We start from the raw sequence: 13956 nt of genomic DNA on the forward strand, positions 1-13956 counted from the left end.
ACACGGGTTGGCAGTCGGCTCCGCGCGAGCGTCAACTATCCCTGCAACCTGGTCTACCCGGCCATCAACGAAAATCTCGCGGCTTGATCTTGATGCCCTCGGTGGGCTGGCCCGGGATGATCCCCGATCCGAGCCTCAGATCGGGAATATAGATGTCGCGGGCGTCTTTCCCGAGCGGCCGCTGCTCGCGATCGCGCGGGTCGGGCGCCATCGGGTTCCTGACGATGTCCGCGCGGCTGACCCGATAGATATCGGCGACGTCGGCGCGGCGCCCGACACTCGCCAGCATAGCCGACAGGTCATCGAGGCGCTGCGCGATGACATGGATCACCTCGCCTTCGCGCTGGACCTGGCCGCGCACTCCCATCATTGAGGCGCCCAGCACCGTGCGCCGGTTCTTTTCGAAGACATTGGTCCATACGACGAGATTGGCGACATCGGTCTCATCCTCGAGCGTGATGAACATCACGCCCTTGGCGCTGCCGGGCTTCTGGCGGACCAGCACCAGCCCGGCCAGTTCTATCCAGCGGCCGTCGCGCGTGGTGCGCAACTGCTCGCAGGTGATCATCCGCCGCGTCTTGAGCTCATCGCGCAGGAACGCCACCGGATGCGCGCGCAGCGAGAGACCCGAGGCGCGATAATCCTCTACCACCTCCGCGCCTTCACCCATTTCGGCCAGGATGACGGTGGGTTCGATCGCTTCGTCGCGCAGCTTGCCCGCCCGTTCGTCCGCCGCTGCGAACAGTGGCAGCGCCGCGCTGCCGAGGCCCTTCACCGCCCACAGGCCCGATCGCCGGTCGGCGCCCAGCGATCCGAACCCGTCGGCATCCCCGATCCGGTCCAGCGCACCGCGCCCGACGCCGGCACGCCGCTGGATCTCCTCAATGCTGGTATAGGGCCTGTCACCGCGCGCGGTGACGATCGCTGCCGCATCCGCATTAGCGAGGTCGCGCGCCATGCGCAGGCCGAGCCGCACCGCCTTGTATCGACCGCGGCCCTCCTCCAGCGTGCAATCCCAGCGACTGGCATTGACGTCGATCGGCCGGATCTCGACGCCATGTTCGCGCGCGTCGCGCACGATCTGCGCCGGGGCATAGAAACCCATGGGCTGCGCATTGAGGAGGCTCGCGCAGAAGGCGTCGGGATGATGGCATTTCATCCAGGACGAGGCATAGGCGATCAGCGCAAAGCTGGCGGCATGACTTTCGGGAAAGCCATAGGAGCCGAACCCCTCAATCTGCTTGAAAGTTTTCTCGGCGAACTCCTGATCATAGCCCCGGCCGACCATGCCGCTGATCAGCTTGTCGCGGAAATGGCTGACGCCGCCAGTCAGTTTGAACGTCGCCATCGCACGGCGCAGCAGGTCCGCCTCGCTGGCGGTGAAGCCGGCGCATTCGATCGCCACGCGCATTGCCTGTTCCTGGAACAACGGCACCCCGAGCGTCTTTTCCAGCACCCGCCGCAACTCTTCGGTCGGATAGGTCACCTCCTCCTCGCCGTTGCGACGCCGGCGATAGGGATGGACCATGTCGCCCTGAATCGGGCCGGGCCGCACGATCGCGACCTGGATGACGAGATCATAGAAGGTCCTGGGCGCCATCAGCGGGATCGAGGCCATCTGCGCGCGGGACTCGATCTGAAAGACGCCCAATGTGTCGGCCCTGCGGATCATCGCATAGGTCGCGGGATCCTCGGCCGGAATGGTCGCGAGGTCATGCCGCAGCCCCTTGTCGTTCTCGAGAAACTCGAACGCGCGGCGCATGCAGCTCAACATGCCGAGCGCGAGCACATCGACCTTCATGAAGCCGAGGAGATCGATATCGTCTTTATCCCACTCTATCACCTGGCGATCGTCCATCGCCGCCGGTTCGATCGGCACCAGTTCGTCGAGCCGGTCGCGGGTCAGCACGAAACCACCGGGATGCTGGGACAGATGACGCGGGGTGTTGATCAGCTGGCGGGCGAGGTCGAGCGTCAGCGCGAGGCGCGTGTCGCTCATATCGAGGTTGAGCTCCTGCGCGTGCTTCTCCTCCACCCCTTCGCGGCTATAGCCCCAGATCGCCCCGGCCAGGCCCGCCGTCACATCCTCGGACAGGCCGAGCGCCTTGCCGACTTCGCGCACCGCGCCGCGCGCCCGGAAGCGCGTGACGACGGCGGTGAGCGCTGACCGGGTGCGGCCATAGGTCTCGTAGATCCACTGGATCACCTCCTCGCGCCGCTCATGTTCGAAATCGACATCGATATCGGGCGGCTCGCGCCGCTCGGCCGATACGAAGCGTTCGAACAGCAATTCCGAGCGCACCGGATCGATCGAGGTGATGCCGAGCACGTAGCAGACCGCGCTGTTCGCCGCCGACCCGCGCCCCTGGCACAGGATCTCGCGGCGCCGCGCTTCGGCCACGATCGCATGGACGGTCAGGAAATAGGGGGCGTAATCGAGCTGCCCGATCAGCTGGAGCTCATGCTCGAGCTGCCTGCGCACCTTGCCATCGACGCCTTGCGGATAGCGCGTCGGCGCCTTCTCCCAGGTAAGGCGCTCCAGTTCTTCCTGCGGGGTGCGGCCGGGCACCTGGATCTCGTCGGGATATTGATATTTGAGCTCATCGAGACTGAACGCGCAGCGCCTGGCGAATTCGACGCTGCGCGCGACCGGGCTGCTATCCTTCAAATAGCGCCGGAAGAGCCGCGTCATCTCCGCGCCGGTCTTCAGATACCGGTCGGCAAAACGCTCGCGCGCGTTGCCCAGCGTGTCGATGGTGCATTTCTCGCGGATGCAGGTGACGACATCCTGCAGCAGGCGGCGCTCGGGCAAATGATAGAGAATGTCGTTGGTCGCGATCGTCGGCACGCCTGCGGCGGCCGCGATCCGCGACAGATCGCGCAGCCGGATCGCGTCCCTGGGCCGCCGCCGGACTGACAGCGCCATATAGGTGCGTTCGCCAAACAGCCGCTTCGTGCGCGCCAGCGCGGCCTGCGTCGTCGCATCGGCCCTGTCGGGGACGAGCATCGCCAGCAATCCCTCGTTCCAATCCGCCACATCCGACCAGTCGAGATGGCAGGCGCCTTTGCCCGCGCGCGTCTTGCCGATGCTGAGCAGGCGGCACAGGCGACCATAGGCCGCCTTGTCGGTGGGATAGACGAGGAGGGCGGTGCCATCGGTCAGATCGAGGCGGCAGCCGACGATTGCACGGACGCCGGTCTGCCGCTCCGCGTCCCATGCGCGCACGATCCCGGCGACCGAATGACGATCGACGACGCCGAGCGCCGGCATCTCCATCGCCGCCGCCGTCGCGAACAGATCCTCGGGGCTCGAGGCGCCGCGCAGGAAACTGAAATGCGTCGTCACCTGGAGTTCGACATAGTCCGGCTCGCCCGTGCTCATGCGAAGGCGCCGTGGATGAACCAGCGCATGGGGCCGGTCGCGGCGCTCTCGCCGTCGCCGGCGCGGAACAGCCAGTAGCGCCCGCCACTCAGCGTCTCGACCTGATAATAATCGCGCACGCTGAGCGGTTGTCGGCCCTCGATGCCGCCATCGCGCCACCATTCGCCATGCAGCCGCTCCGGGCCGTCACCCTGCGTCACCCGGTATCGTCTGCCGCGCCAGATGAACATGCGCGGCGCATCGTCGGGCAGCAGCGCAATCACCTCGATCGGCTCGGGCCTGGCCAGCAGGCGCGCGGGGCGGGGCAGATCATCGTCCCACCCTGCGCCGCGTGCTTCGCCCAGCGCCGGCGCGCCGGTCGCCGAGCGTTCGGGCATGCCGCTGGGGCAAGGCGCCATCCGGTGCAGGTTTCCGGGTCCGAAGCGGTTGGCGAGCGTATCGACCAGCGCCGCGAGATCGGGTCCGCGCCGGCCCAGATGCTCAAGGCTCTCGCCCTGTCGCGGCGCGGCCGCCTCCATCAGCGAGACCAGCAGTGTCATCGCCTCGATGCCGAGACCCGGTTCTACCGTCTCGATCTTCGCGCACAGCAATTTGGCGAGATGCTCCGCATCCCGGCTCGGCGTCGCCGTCCCGATGCGGATGACTTGGGCTTGGCCATCGACACGGTGAAAATAGCAGTCGAGACGCCTGCCGCCGCGCCCCGCACGGGCGAGCTGCTCGACAATATCGGCGACGAGATCGCCGATCACCTGGGCGAAGGCCTCCGGTGTGGCGATCGGCTCCATGAAACCACGCCGCGCGCGCGGCATCTGTTCCGGAAAGATCGGCTCTATGGGTTCTGCGACCTGCCCGATCGCCTGGTCGAGACGGCGATGCAGGCTGCGCCCGAACCGCTTGGCAAGCGGCGCGCGCGCAGCGCCGAGCAATTGCTCGACCCGTTCGAAGCCGAGCTTGCGCAAGCCCTCGACGATTTCGGCTTCGAGCCGCAGCGCCGGGATTGGGAGCAGCTCCATTGCCCGGCGATGCTGCCCCGGCTCGATGACAACGGGCCTGCCGTCACGGACATGCCGCGCGACTGCGTGCGCGCAGCCCGCCGTGTCGGCGGCTGCAATATGCGCCGTCACGCCGAAGGCCGCGATCCGGCGATGCAGATCCTTGAGCAGCGCGGTCTCGCTGCCGAACAGCGACGCGCAGCCGGTGATGTCGAGCCACAGCCCGTCGGGTGCGTCGGGCGCGACGATCGGCGAATAACGCTGCCCGGCCCACAGGGCGAGGCGGCGCAGGCCGTCCATGTCAGCGTCTGGCTGGGCATCAATGACCGCGAGGTCGGGCGCGAGCATCCGCGCCTTGGTGACGGTCATGCCAGGCGTAACGCCGAGCGCCCGCGCGGCAGCGTCCACCGCCGCGACGATCCGGCGGCCATGGTCGGGAATTGCGGTGACGAGCGGTCCGTCGGGCGCGGTGATGCTACGCCCTTCAGGCGGCGATTTGGCTGTCGCCCGTCGCAGCCGGTCGGTCGACCAGTGCGGCAGGTAGACCGATACGACCCGTCGCATCGCAGCCCTCCACAATCCAAGCGTGCGGATTACCGCCGCGTACGCGCTCCAGCGCCACCTGCCAGCGCGGACGGCCAAGGCTCGGGATGCCGAGATCCTCGCTCGGGCTCGCGGTCACCCGCCAGCGCGTGACCGCCGCCGTGCCCTCGGCTGCTTGGCCGACCTTTGCGGCGCGCCGGAAGATGAAGGCCGGCACGCCCGACCCCTCGGCCGCCAGTTGCAGCCGCTTGGACGCGGTGGTGCTGTATTTGCCAATCTCGCCCACGACGCCGCCGATCCCGGCATGGCGCAGGCATTCCTCCATCGCGAGCAGGACATTGGTGTCGCTGCCCGCCTCGATATAGATCACCCGGTCGGGATGCAGTCCGGCGAGGTGGAGCGCGGGCGCAAACAGGTCGCGCCATCGCAGGCACCACAGGACAGGCCCCTCCATCCGCGCGAGAATGCCGGCCAGGAACACCGTGGCGCTTGCATCGTCGGCAAGGTCGGGGCTGCCCGCGACCTCATGGAGCGCGCCGCCGGCAATGCCGCCGCCCGGCAGCCGCGCGTCGATCGCCTCGATCCCGAAGGGCGTGGTTGCGTGGCGCACACCACTGCCCTCGATCTGCGCAATATGCGCCCGCAGCTGATCAAGGACGGTGGCTTCACGCATGGCATTCAAGAGACTCAGGAATTGTTATGTTCTCTGTTTGTTCGTTCTGCTGCGGTCCAGAGTCAAGCATCGGGTCCGTTCCGAATGTGGACAGGACGGCCCAAGTGGCGGGGGAGCGGGCATTTCCTTTTCGAGAAAAAATTTGCATCCGGGCGGCGCACGCCTGCGCGCAGGCTATGACAGCCCCATCATGACCGCTCCCTTCGACCTCGACCGATTCGTCGCCGCCCAGGCGCAGATCTTTGACACGGCCTTTGGCGAGATCCGCCGCGGCGCCAAGCGCAGCCATTGGATGTGGTTCATCTTTCCGCAGATCGCTGGCCTCGGGTCGAGCGAAATGGCGCGGCGCTATGCGATCGGGTCGCTCGACGAGGCGCGCGCCTATCTCGCGCATCCGGTGCTGGGCGCCCGGCTGCGCGACTGTGTGGCGGCACTGCAGGATCTGACCGGCACCAGCGCGGAGGCGGTGTTCGGTGGGATCGATGCCCTCAAGCTGCGCTCGTCCCTCACCCTGTTCGCGCAGGCCGGGGGCGGGGGTCTGTTCATCGCCGCGATCGATCGCTGGTTCAATGGCGAGGCCGATCCGGCGACGCTTGCGCGCCTTGGCCCTCGCTGAGGCAAGGAACCGCTCGCGCGTCGATCGGTTCTGAAAGACGAGGCCGCCTGTTTCCCCCCGCGCATGCGGCCCCTGATACGGACCCGCCGATTCCCCCTTCCGGCGGGTCCATTTCCTCCTCTTTCTGGACCTGAGCATAGGCGCCGTGACGCCTATCGCGCGCGGCACCAGTCGGGCTTGGGCTGGCGGCGCAGCCAGGGCCGTGCTGCGCCGATGCTGATCAGTCTTGCGGCCAGATCGCGCCCGTCGAGCGTGACGCGCGCGACAGTGCGATTATAGCTGCGCCCGATCCGCTCGAAGCGGATCGTCTTGCCATCGAGCAGGGCTTTCGCCTGGCGGGTCGCCGCCTTGCCGCGCGCGAGCTCGGCAGCGCATTTGGCCTGGTCGGCGCGGCTCTCAGGCGCATCGATATCGGCGATCCGGATCCGCTCGCCACTCATCAGGCGAAAGGTGTCGCCGTCGGTCACAGAGCTGATTTTGCCGGTCGCGGCGGGGAGCGCTGCCGCGCTCGACAGGGAGCAAACGAACAACAGGGCGGCGAGGGCGTGTCGGTAGGAGAGGGTCATCGGCCCCGCTCTAGCCGTCCTGACCATCACGAACAAAGGGGCAACCGGCGCGGCGTGCAAACTGGGCGGCGGGGTCGGTGGCGGGACGTCTCATGCCGGCCGACGGGATCACCCCGCTCTTTGAGGCGCAATCCTTGGTCGCTCCCGCGGACCTATTCGATCAACCCGTAAAGGGTCCGTACGCTCACGCTACGGCCTTTTGCCGTGCCGCCAAAAGGTGATCGCGGCCACGCGAGCGACGCTTCGGGCGCCAGTCGAGCGGGGATGAACCCGCCGGCACCACAAGGAGCCTCGATATGTTCACCGATCTTGGGACCGCCCGCAAAAGCGCACTCACTCTCTCGAAGACCCTGATGGCCGCCACGATGGTCATCGCAATCGGAACGCAGTTCGCCGTCATCACCGCCGACGACTTCGATGGCGACGTCGCCGTGCTCAACGAATATGATCCCTTCGCCTGACAATCAGGCGGGGGCTGCCGCCCCCGCCGCCTTTCGAGATCCGTTGCCATTGGAAGACCTGCCGAGCCAGACCAGCGCCCATTATCTGCACTCGACCCTGCGCGAGCGCATTGTCGAGCATGTCTTTGTAGGCGAGGCGCTGCGGCGTCTGTGGCAGCGCGGGATTACCGGGGTGGAGGTGCTGCGCTCGGAGTTCGATGCCGGCGGCTATGATCTGGTGATGAGCTACAAGGCGATCACCCGGCATATTCAGTTCAAGACGGTGACCTTGGGCGGGCGCGCGCCGCGCGTGACCGCAAACCTCAAGCTCATGGAGAAGCCGAGCGGCTGCATCATCTGGATCGTGGTTTCACCCAACCTCGATCTCCTGTCCTATCTCTGGTTCGGCAATGCGCCTGATGTGCCGTTGCCCGATATTCGCGGCTTTCCGGTCGCACGCCATGCCAAGGGAACGGCGCAGGGCAAGAAGAACGAAAGACCGATGCACCGGGTGATCGCCAAGGGACAATTCGAGAAGGTCGCGACGCTCGATCTGATCCTGACCAGATTGTTCGGTCCGCTGGATTAAGGGAGGTCGGGGCGCCGGCTGCGCCGGACCGGGCTCTAGGCTGACGCCCCGAGCCCCGTGCCGGGTCTCGGCCCTGCCGGGTAACGATCCCTTGCTGGAAAGGCGATTGCTCTAGCGGGCGGTCGGCCCAAGCAGCGTCTCGGCCGTGACCGGCGCGACGCCATTGGCGAGGCCCTCGGCGAGGCCGGGATCGCCCAGCAATGTTCGCCATGGACCGCCATAGCCGGGCGAGGCCAGATAGAAGGCCGCACCGTCACAGGCGACCATGCGGCAGCGCTCCTGTACGTCGATGAGCGAACCGCTGCTGCCATGGCGCGCGACCATGTCGTCCAGGTCGACACGCATCAGCGCCCCGCACCGCCGGCATTGGCTGCGCACCAGGACTTTGTGCCGCTGCATCGCGCCGATGCTGCGCAGCGCGACAGGCCAGAGGATGTGAAGAGCAGCGGTCATCGGGCAATGATAGTCCGCGTCACCGTCCGGTCCAGCATTCTGATGCCCGTCCAGCGAAATCACCTGTTCCTGTGTGCCGCCCAAAGCTCGGGTGTCATCACCATGTCCGGGTCTCGCCGAGGCGCTGTCCCGCGCAAGCCCGTGGCCGGGCTTCTCCACTGCCGTTGCGACCCTACAGGTGCGCGAGCCCGCTTTGCCCCGGCGCGCCGGCCAGTGTTGAAAGACCCCGATCGGCGGGGTTTCGAACGCACAGGACAGATCGCATGCCCGAGCATCAGAGCCATACCTCTTCGCAGCCCGATCGCACTGCAACCATCGCCCAGCTCAATGACGCGCTGCGCCACTCGCTCACCCGGCCAGGCCATAACCGCGTGGTCATGACCATCGGCGTTCAGAGCCTGATCGGCGACGTCAGCCTGTTCCGCAACTTTCAGGCCCGGGCGCAATTGCTGCGCACCATCCGCGACTATGACAGCTTCGGTCCCGACGTGGATCCGCATGGCGAGCGCGATTTCGGCCGGTTCACCTTCCGCGACGCGGTGCTCTACTGGAAGATCGACTATTATGACCGCGCGCTGGAGTTCGGCTCGCCCGATCCGACCGACGAGAATGTCACCACGCGCGTGCTGACCATTCTTCTCGCGCAAGAGTATTGAGCCATGCTGGCCTCGCGCGGCGGGGCCAGCCCTCCTCATGAAGGCGGTGCCGGGCAAAGTCTGCTCGAGCAGACTTTGGTGCGCGCTGCGCCGGTCGTGCCGGGGAGACGCCTCATCGCGGGCGTATTGAATTCAATACGGTGGGCGCAGATCATCGGGGCAGCGCGAGAGGAGAGAGAGCATATGGTGACGGAGGGGCAGGGGAGCGAGGAACGGCGCTCGGCCTTTCTGCAGCTGCGGGTGACCCCGCAGATGCACGCCGCGATCGCAAGGCTCGCGCTCGACCACGATAATATCACCATCCGCGCGCTCGTCATGAACGCGCTGAAGCAAACCTATGGTCTTGATGTCCCCGATGCGGAACTTCGCGACCAACGCGGCCGGCAGCCCCGGCCCGCGGCTGCTACAGGAGACTGATCATGGCGGAGTATTTTTCCCAGCATCCCGATCACGCGATCCTCTTCGGTTTCGCGTGCTTCGCCTTCACCGTCTATCTGTTTCGCGATGTCGGCCCCCGGTTCGGCAAAGGCGGTGGGGACTGGTCGGCGCGCGACCATTATGAGCGCAACCTTCGCAACGGTGGCGACGATTTCTGAGCGCGGCGCCTGGCAGGGAAACATGATGTGAAGACCATCGTCATCAGCCTGCTCAAGGGCGGCGTCGGCAAGACCTTCTTTGCGACCCATCTCGCCTGGTATCTGGCCGAGCAGGCGGGGCGGCGGGTCGCGTTCATCGATCTCGATCCGCAGGGGTCGTCGACCCGCCGGCTCGCGAAGGAACGGACCGGCTGGTTTTCCGCCGACCTGTTCGATCCCGACGCAAAACTGGTGCTGGACGACGCGGCCGGCATCACCGTGTTCGCGGCCGATCCGCGTCTCCAGATGGTCAAGGCTGCGCAGGACGTGCACGACTTCATCGTTCGCTTCCGCGAGCTGCCTCACCACTTCGATTATTGTGTGATCGACACCGGACCCAAATGGGACGAGCTCACCTTGAGCGCGATGGCGGTCGCGGACGAAGTCATCGCGCCGGTTCAGGTCGCCGAGGATTCGCTGGAATGCGCCAAGATGCTGCTGACTGCGCTCAAGAAGGCCGAGGGCGCGCGCGGCGGGCGCAAGGTCAATTTCCTCGGGCTGCTGCCCTCGATGGTCAATGCCTTCGACAAGCGGGACATGGACAATGCGGTCAAGCTCACCCAGGCGGTCGGCCCGGCGCTCATGTTCCCCGCCTTCGTGAAGGCGCGCCCGACCTACAAGCATTCGGCCGAGAACCATCATGCGGTCTGGCATGAAACGGGGAGCGGCGCCAAGGCGGCTTCGGACGAGATCCGCTCGATCCTCGCCGAAGTAGAACGGCGCGTCGATGCGCGGGCGAAGGAGAGCGCCTGATGGGCAAATTCGATCAGCGCGCCGAAGAGTTCGGAATGCTCGTGGGCGCGCATGAGAGCGCACGGCGCGTCGAGGACTTGCCGCTCGACTGGGTGATGCCCGACCCCGGCAATCCGCGCACGCACTTCGACGAAGTGGAACTCGCCGAGCTTGCAGCGTCGATCGAGGTGCGCGGCGTGCTGCAGCCGATCATCGTTCGCCCCAGGAATGCGGACGGCAAACATGTCATCCGCATGGGCGAACGGCGCTACCGCGCATCGCTCGCGGCGGGCAAGACGACCATTCCGGCGATCGTCAGCGAAGCGGGGGAGGGCGGTGACGTCCTCGCCGATCAGATCGTCGAGAATGATCAGCGCGCCAGCCTCTCGTCGCGTGAACTCGCGCTTGGCGTCGAGCGCATGCTGGCGCAGGGCAAGACCCAGGCCGAGATCGCCAAGGCGCTCGGCCGGTCCAAGCAGTTCGTCTCGCTCTACGCAGCCTATGGCGAGATGGAGCCTTATCTGCGCGAGGCGATCGACAAGGCCCCCATCCGCGTCCTCTACGATCTCCACCGCGCCGCCCGCAAGCATCCGGTCGAGGTGCGCGGGTTCGTCGCAGGACTGGGCGAGCGTGGCGTCACGCTTGCCGAAGGTAGCCGGTTCATTGCCTCGCTCAAGGGTGCGGTCGATGCCGGTTCCGCGCCTGCGCCCACCGCGCCGGCAGCCGTGCCCGCCGCACCATCGCCAGCCAAGCCGACGGGCCGGGCAGGGCACGCGCGTCCGATCGTGGCGCCCAGCCCCGTCAAGGTGATGGTCGGCGCCCGATCCGCCCGGCTCATATTGCCCGAGCGCGTTCGGGTGGTGTTCGATGACGGCGATGAGGGTGAGGTCGCCTCGCGCGATCTGTCGTTCGAATGAGCGCTGGACTGGAGTAGGCTGTTTCTCAACCTGCGATGAGTCGCTTCGCGCAAGGAGGCATGATGACCGGCGAACTGGACGATATCTGCGCACAGGTGGATTGCCCGAAATGTGGAGCCGAACTGAGTGTTCCGTACCGGCAGATGCGCTTGCAGAAAGCCGCTGCCTGTTCCTGCGGCGCGATGATCCGGCTCGAGGATGATACGCCGATCGCGGCCATCCAGCGCTTGATCGACGAGGCCAACCCGCCGCACCCGGACAATGATGGGTAGCGCTGGCCCCGGCCAACAGCACCACTCACTCCGCGTCAGTAAGCTTGAATTTTCAGATCGAATGATGGCGGCATCCCTCCTTCAGGGATGCCGCCATTTTCTTTTCAACGATCATTTCGGGCTTGCCTGCGCAGCCGGTGAGGCGCTTCTTCCAGAGAGGCTGCGAGTCTGCTTGAGCAGACTATGGAAGGGGTCAATTAAGGTGAGGGCCGGATAGGCTTGTCGCCGGGGATGTTTAACAATAGGATGGCGGATGGCTTTTTTCGGCCTCCGCCTGCCCGATGATCTCGCGGCGCGCTTCGATGCGATGGCAGCCTCCCGCGGCGGCCGCTCGGCACTGCTGCGTGGGCTGGTCGACGAGGCGCTGCGCACGAACGCGGACGATGTCGTGGTGCCGGCGCCTCGCGAGCGCACGACGGGCCGGGTCGAGGTTCGCCTGACCCCGAGCGACCTGGCCTTGCTCGATGCGGCGGCGGAGGCGCGTGGCCTCAAGCGCACCGAATGGATCGTTGCCCTTTTGCGCCGGCGTCTCTTCGGCAAGGCACCGCCACCGCGTCCCGATCGCGCGGCGATCGCGCAGTCCTGGCGCGAGCTCAACCGCATCGGCATCAACCTCAATCAGGCGGTCCACGCTCTGCACGCCGCGACGATGGTCGATTCCGGCCTCGACCTCGCACGGGAGGCCGCTCGCGTTGCGTCCTTCCGCGATGATGTGGACAAGAAGCTCGCGGCGCTGGGCCAGGCGCTCAAGGGCGATGCGAGCTATTGGGATACGCCGGCATGAGCGGCGGCGACGAAGACGTCCTGCCGCTCCCGAGCCTGATGGAGGCCTGGCGCCCGCCGAGCGGCGGCAAGCGTACGTTGAAAGGCGCGACGTTGCGGATACGGGGCGGCCGGAGCAGTGCGGGCGGTGATGGCTCGGCCATGCTCACGCCCGCGCAGGCGCGCGCCAAGCTCGAGCGCATCGTGCGCAAGGCGCCCGAGGTCATGGTCAAGATCTCGGGCAAGCAGCGGGGGCCTGCGCATCTCTCCGAGCATTTCGGCTACATCTCGCGGCATGGCAAACTCGAGGTGCGCAGCAGTGAAGGCGAGATCATCACCGACGAGAAGCGGCTGAAGGCAATCGCCAGCGACTGGGCGATGCTCGACGATGCGATGAACCCGACTGGACGCGATCGGCCGACGTCGATGTCGATGGTGCTGTCGATGCCGGGCGGCACGACCGATGCCGCGACCATCCATGACGCAGTTCAGGCTTTTGCCCGCGTCGAGTTTGAGGGGCAGTTTGCCTATATGGTCGCGCTGCACACCGACACGGACCATCCCCATGTTCATCTGACCGTCGCCACCCAGGGCGAGGACGGCACCCGGTTCAATCCGCGCAAAGCCGACCTGCATCATTGGCGTGAAAGCTTTGCGCATGAGCTGCGCGAGCGGGGGGTCGCCGCCGAAGCCACGCCGCGCCGGGCGCGGGGCCATGTCCAGAAGCGCATCCGCTCTTCGGCGCGGCATCTCGACGCGCGGACCGACGGCCTTGGCGCAGGAGAGGGCAAGGGGCTCGACATTCACCGCCTGACCGAAGAGCGCGCTGAAACCTTCGCGAACTCTGCCGAGCCCGAACGCAGGGCCGAGGATGTGGCGGCGCTTGGCCGTCAGAAGTTCATTCGTGCGACCTATGCGCAGGCGGCCGCCGCGCTCGCGGCAACGGGCAAGGAAGAGGATCTGGCGCTGGCGCAGGATGTGACCAGCTTCGTGGCCGCCATGCCGCCGGCCGTGTCCCGGCGCCTTGCCCGTGCGCGTGAGATCATGATGGCGCAGCGCGCAGCCGGGCAGGGGGAGCGCACACCAGAGATGGGATCCAAGGCTGCGGACAAGCCAGACCGGGAGCCGCACAAGCCGCGTGACCGGGAACGCTGAGCGATCGGTTGCGCCGCGCCGCTAGTTGGGCGGGGCGCTGCGGGCCGCGAGGGTACGTAGCATCGACACCCATTGGTCCAGGATTTCGGCCTGATCGGGATCGGTCTCGCGCGTGACGCGCGCATAGACGCTCAGAGCGCCTGCAAATTCCTCCAGGGATGCGACGCCAGCGCGCGCCAGTAGAGCGCCGATGATCCCGAGGGTCCCGCCGATCGCGCTGACGACCGGATCCTTGTCTTCAGGCTCCATCAAAAAGCTGGAGAGACGGACAGACGTCCACCAAAGCTCAGGTCGTTGATCACGCTCCAGTTCCCTTTGTCGAGCGCCCGCGCCACCCCGAAGCCATCTTCTCCGGACAGCCGGCGGCACGCCCTGAATTATGAGGCGTGCCGGCGTTGGAACCGGGTGTTCGAAACCTGAAACGAGACAGGCGCGGCCGCCTTTGGGCCGGGTGGCCTTGGACATACGCGTCCGCCACCCGGTCTCCATAGCTGGGACCGGCTCTCGCTTTTGAAGGTTTCGACGCCTCCACCCATGTCTCCACGGGCAAGGTCAATTAGGCCAGATCGGGTC

The 13956-nt window shown here is 66.6% G+C and carries 17 protein-coding genes; 11 read left to right on the top strand and 6 right to left on the bottom strand.

Translation table 11 applies throughout. From position 1 onward, the window contains the following. Positions 1-64: 64 nt before the first annotated feature. From GGR45_RS14255 to GGR45_RS14265, 3 genes are read right to left on the bottom strand one after another with little or no spacing between them, the layout of a single operon-like run. A complete protein-coding gene (locus GGR45_RS14255; protein WP_175311074.1) occupies positions 65-3382 on the bottom strand; it encodes an error-prone DNA polymerase in 3318 nt (1105 codons plus the stop codon). Next, the gene (locus GGR45_RS14260) at positions 3379-4938 is read right to left on the bottom strand and encodes a DUF6504 family protein (RefSeq protein WP_175311073.1); all 1560 of its coding nucleotides are present in this window, start codon (positions 4936-4938) and stop codon (positions 3379-3381) included. Before GGR45_RS14260 ends, GGR45_RS14255 begins: the two co-directional genes overlap by 4 nt. After that, positions 4859-5590, bottom strand: a complete 732-nt coding sequence (locus tag GGR45_RS14265; RefSeq protein ID WP_175311072.1) for an ImuA family protein — start codon at positions 5588-5590, stop codon at positions 4859-4861. The genes GGR45_RS14260 and GGR45_RS14265 overlap by 80 nt, the downstream gene beginning before the upstream one ends. A gap of 190 nt (positions 5591-5780) precedes the next feature. Here GGR45_RS14265 and GGR45_RS14270 point away from each other — a divergent pair, with 190 nt between their 5' ends. Continuing rightward, positions 5781-6206, top strand: a complete 426-nt coding sequence (locus GGR45_RS14270) for a DUF1810 domain-containing protein (protein WP_175311071.1) — start codon at positions 5781-5783, stop codon at positions 6204-6206. A 152-nt stretch (positions 6207-6358) separates the two neighbouring features. On the opposite strand, the gene GGR45_RS14275 is transcribed toward GGR45_RS14270, so the two are convergent. After that, positions 6359-6772 (bottom strand): thermonuclease family protein, encoded by a 414-nt coding sequence (locus GGR45_RS14275; protein WP_070158247.1) that lies wholly within the window; start codon positions 6770-6772, stop codon positions 6359-6361. A 296-nt stretch (positions 6773-7068) separates the two neighbouring features. Between GGR45_RS14275 and GGR45_RS14280 the strand changes: the two genes are divergently transcribed. Together GGR45_RS14280 and GGR45_RS14285 are read left to right on the top strand one after the other, a co-directional pair. Continuing rightward, positions 7069-7233: a hypothetical protein gene (locus GGR45_RS14280; RefSeq protein ID WP_004212805.1), complete on the top strand. Its 165-nt coding sequence runs from the start codon at positions 7069-7071 to the stop codon at positions 7231-7233. Continuing rightward, positions 7217-7801 carry a hypothetical protein gene (locus GGR45_RS14285; RefSeq protein ID WP_246358239.1) on the top strand — a complete coding sequence of 195 codons (585 nt, stop codon included), beginning with the start codon at positions 7217-7219 and terminating at the stop codon, positions 7799-7801. Before GGR45_RS14280 ends, GGR45_RS14285 begins: the two co-directional genes overlap by 17 nt. A gap of 111 nt (positions 7802-7912) precedes the next feature. On the opposite strand, the gene GGR45_RS14290 is transcribed toward GGR45_RS14285, so the two are convergent. Further along, the gene (locus tag GGR45_RS14290; protein ID WP_230588558.1) at positions 7913-8338 is read right to left on the bottom strand and encodes a hypothetical protein; all 426 of its coding nucleotides are present in this window, start codon (positions 8336-8338) and stop codon (positions 7913-7915) included. Between the two features lie 179 nt (positions 8339-8517). On the opposite strand from GGR45_RS14290, the gene GGR45_RS14295 reads away from it, so the two are divergent. From GGR45_RS14295 to GGR45_RS14330, 8 genes are all read left to right on the top strand, one after another. Then, a complete protein-coding gene (locus tag GGR45_RS14295; RefSeq protein ID WP_175311070.1) occupies positions 8518-8910 on the top strand; it encodes a DUF3768 domain-containing protein in 393 nt (130 codons plus the stop codon). 3 nt (positions 8911-8913) lie between these two features. Continuing rightward, positions 8914-9327 carry a hypothetical protein gene (locus GGR45_RS14300; RefSeq protein ID WP_139139444.1) on the top strand — a complete coding sequence of 138 codons (414 nt, stop codon included), beginning with the start codon at positions 8914-8916 and terminating at the stop codon, positions 9325-9327. Positions 9328-9329: 2 nt separating this feature from the next. Then, positions 9330-9506, top strand: coding sequence for a hypothetical protein (locus GGR45_RS14305; RefSeq protein WP_171905938.1), 177 nt, complete (start codon positions 9330-9332; stop codon positions 9504-9506). A 27-nt stretch (positions 9507-9533) separates the two neighbouring features. Further along, positions 9534-10298 (top strand): ParA family protein, encoded by a 765-nt coding sequence (locus tag GGR45_RS14310; protein WP_070158064.1) that lies wholly within the window; start codon positions 9534-9536, stop codon positions 10296-10298. Next, the gene (locus GGR45_RS14315) at positions 10298-11194 is read left to right on the top strand and encodes a ParB/RepB/Spo0J family partition protein (protein WP_004212789.1); all 897 of its coding nucleotides are present in this window, start codon (positions 10298-10300) and stop codon (positions 11192-11194) included. Before GGR45_RS14310 ends, GGR45_RS14315 begins: the two co-directional genes overlap by 1 nt. 62 nt (positions 11195-11256) lie before the next feature. After that, positions 11257-11466, top strand: a complete 210-nt coding sequence (locus GGR45_RS14320; protein WP_004212788.1) for a hypothetical protein — start codon at positions 11257-11259, stop codon at positions 11464-11466. A gap of 253 nt (positions 11467-11719) precedes the next feature. Continuing rightward, on the top strand, positions 11720-12250 hold the full coding sequence (locus GGR45_RS14325; protein ID WP_004212787.1) for a CopG family ribbon-helix-helix protein: 531 nt from the start codon (positions 11720-11722) through the stop codon (positions 12248-12250). Beyond that, positions 12247-13383, top strand: a complete 1137-nt coding sequence (locus tag GGR45_RS14330) for a relaxase/mobilization nuclease domain-containing protein (RefSeq protein WP_004212786.1) — start codon at positions 12247-12249, stop codon at positions 13381-13383. The genes GGR45_RS14325 and GGR45_RS14330 overlap by 4 nt, the downstream gene beginning before the upstream one ends. Before the next feature lie 21 nt (positions 13384-13404). Here the strand turns inward: GGR45_RS14330 and GGR45_RS19535 are convergent, their stop codons facing one another. Then, entirely contained in the window at positions 13405-13848 is a 444-nt protein-coding gene (locus tag GGR45_RS19535) for a hypothetical protein (protein WP_221235834.1), read from the bottom strand. Between the last annotated feature and the right edge of the window lie 108 nt (positions 13849-13956).

The sequence above is a fragment of the Sphingomonas zeae genome, assembly GCF_014197135.1.
Lineage (GTDB): Bacteria > Pseudomonadota > Alphaproteobacteria > Sphingomonadales > Sphingomonadaceae > Sphingomonas > Sphingomonas zeae.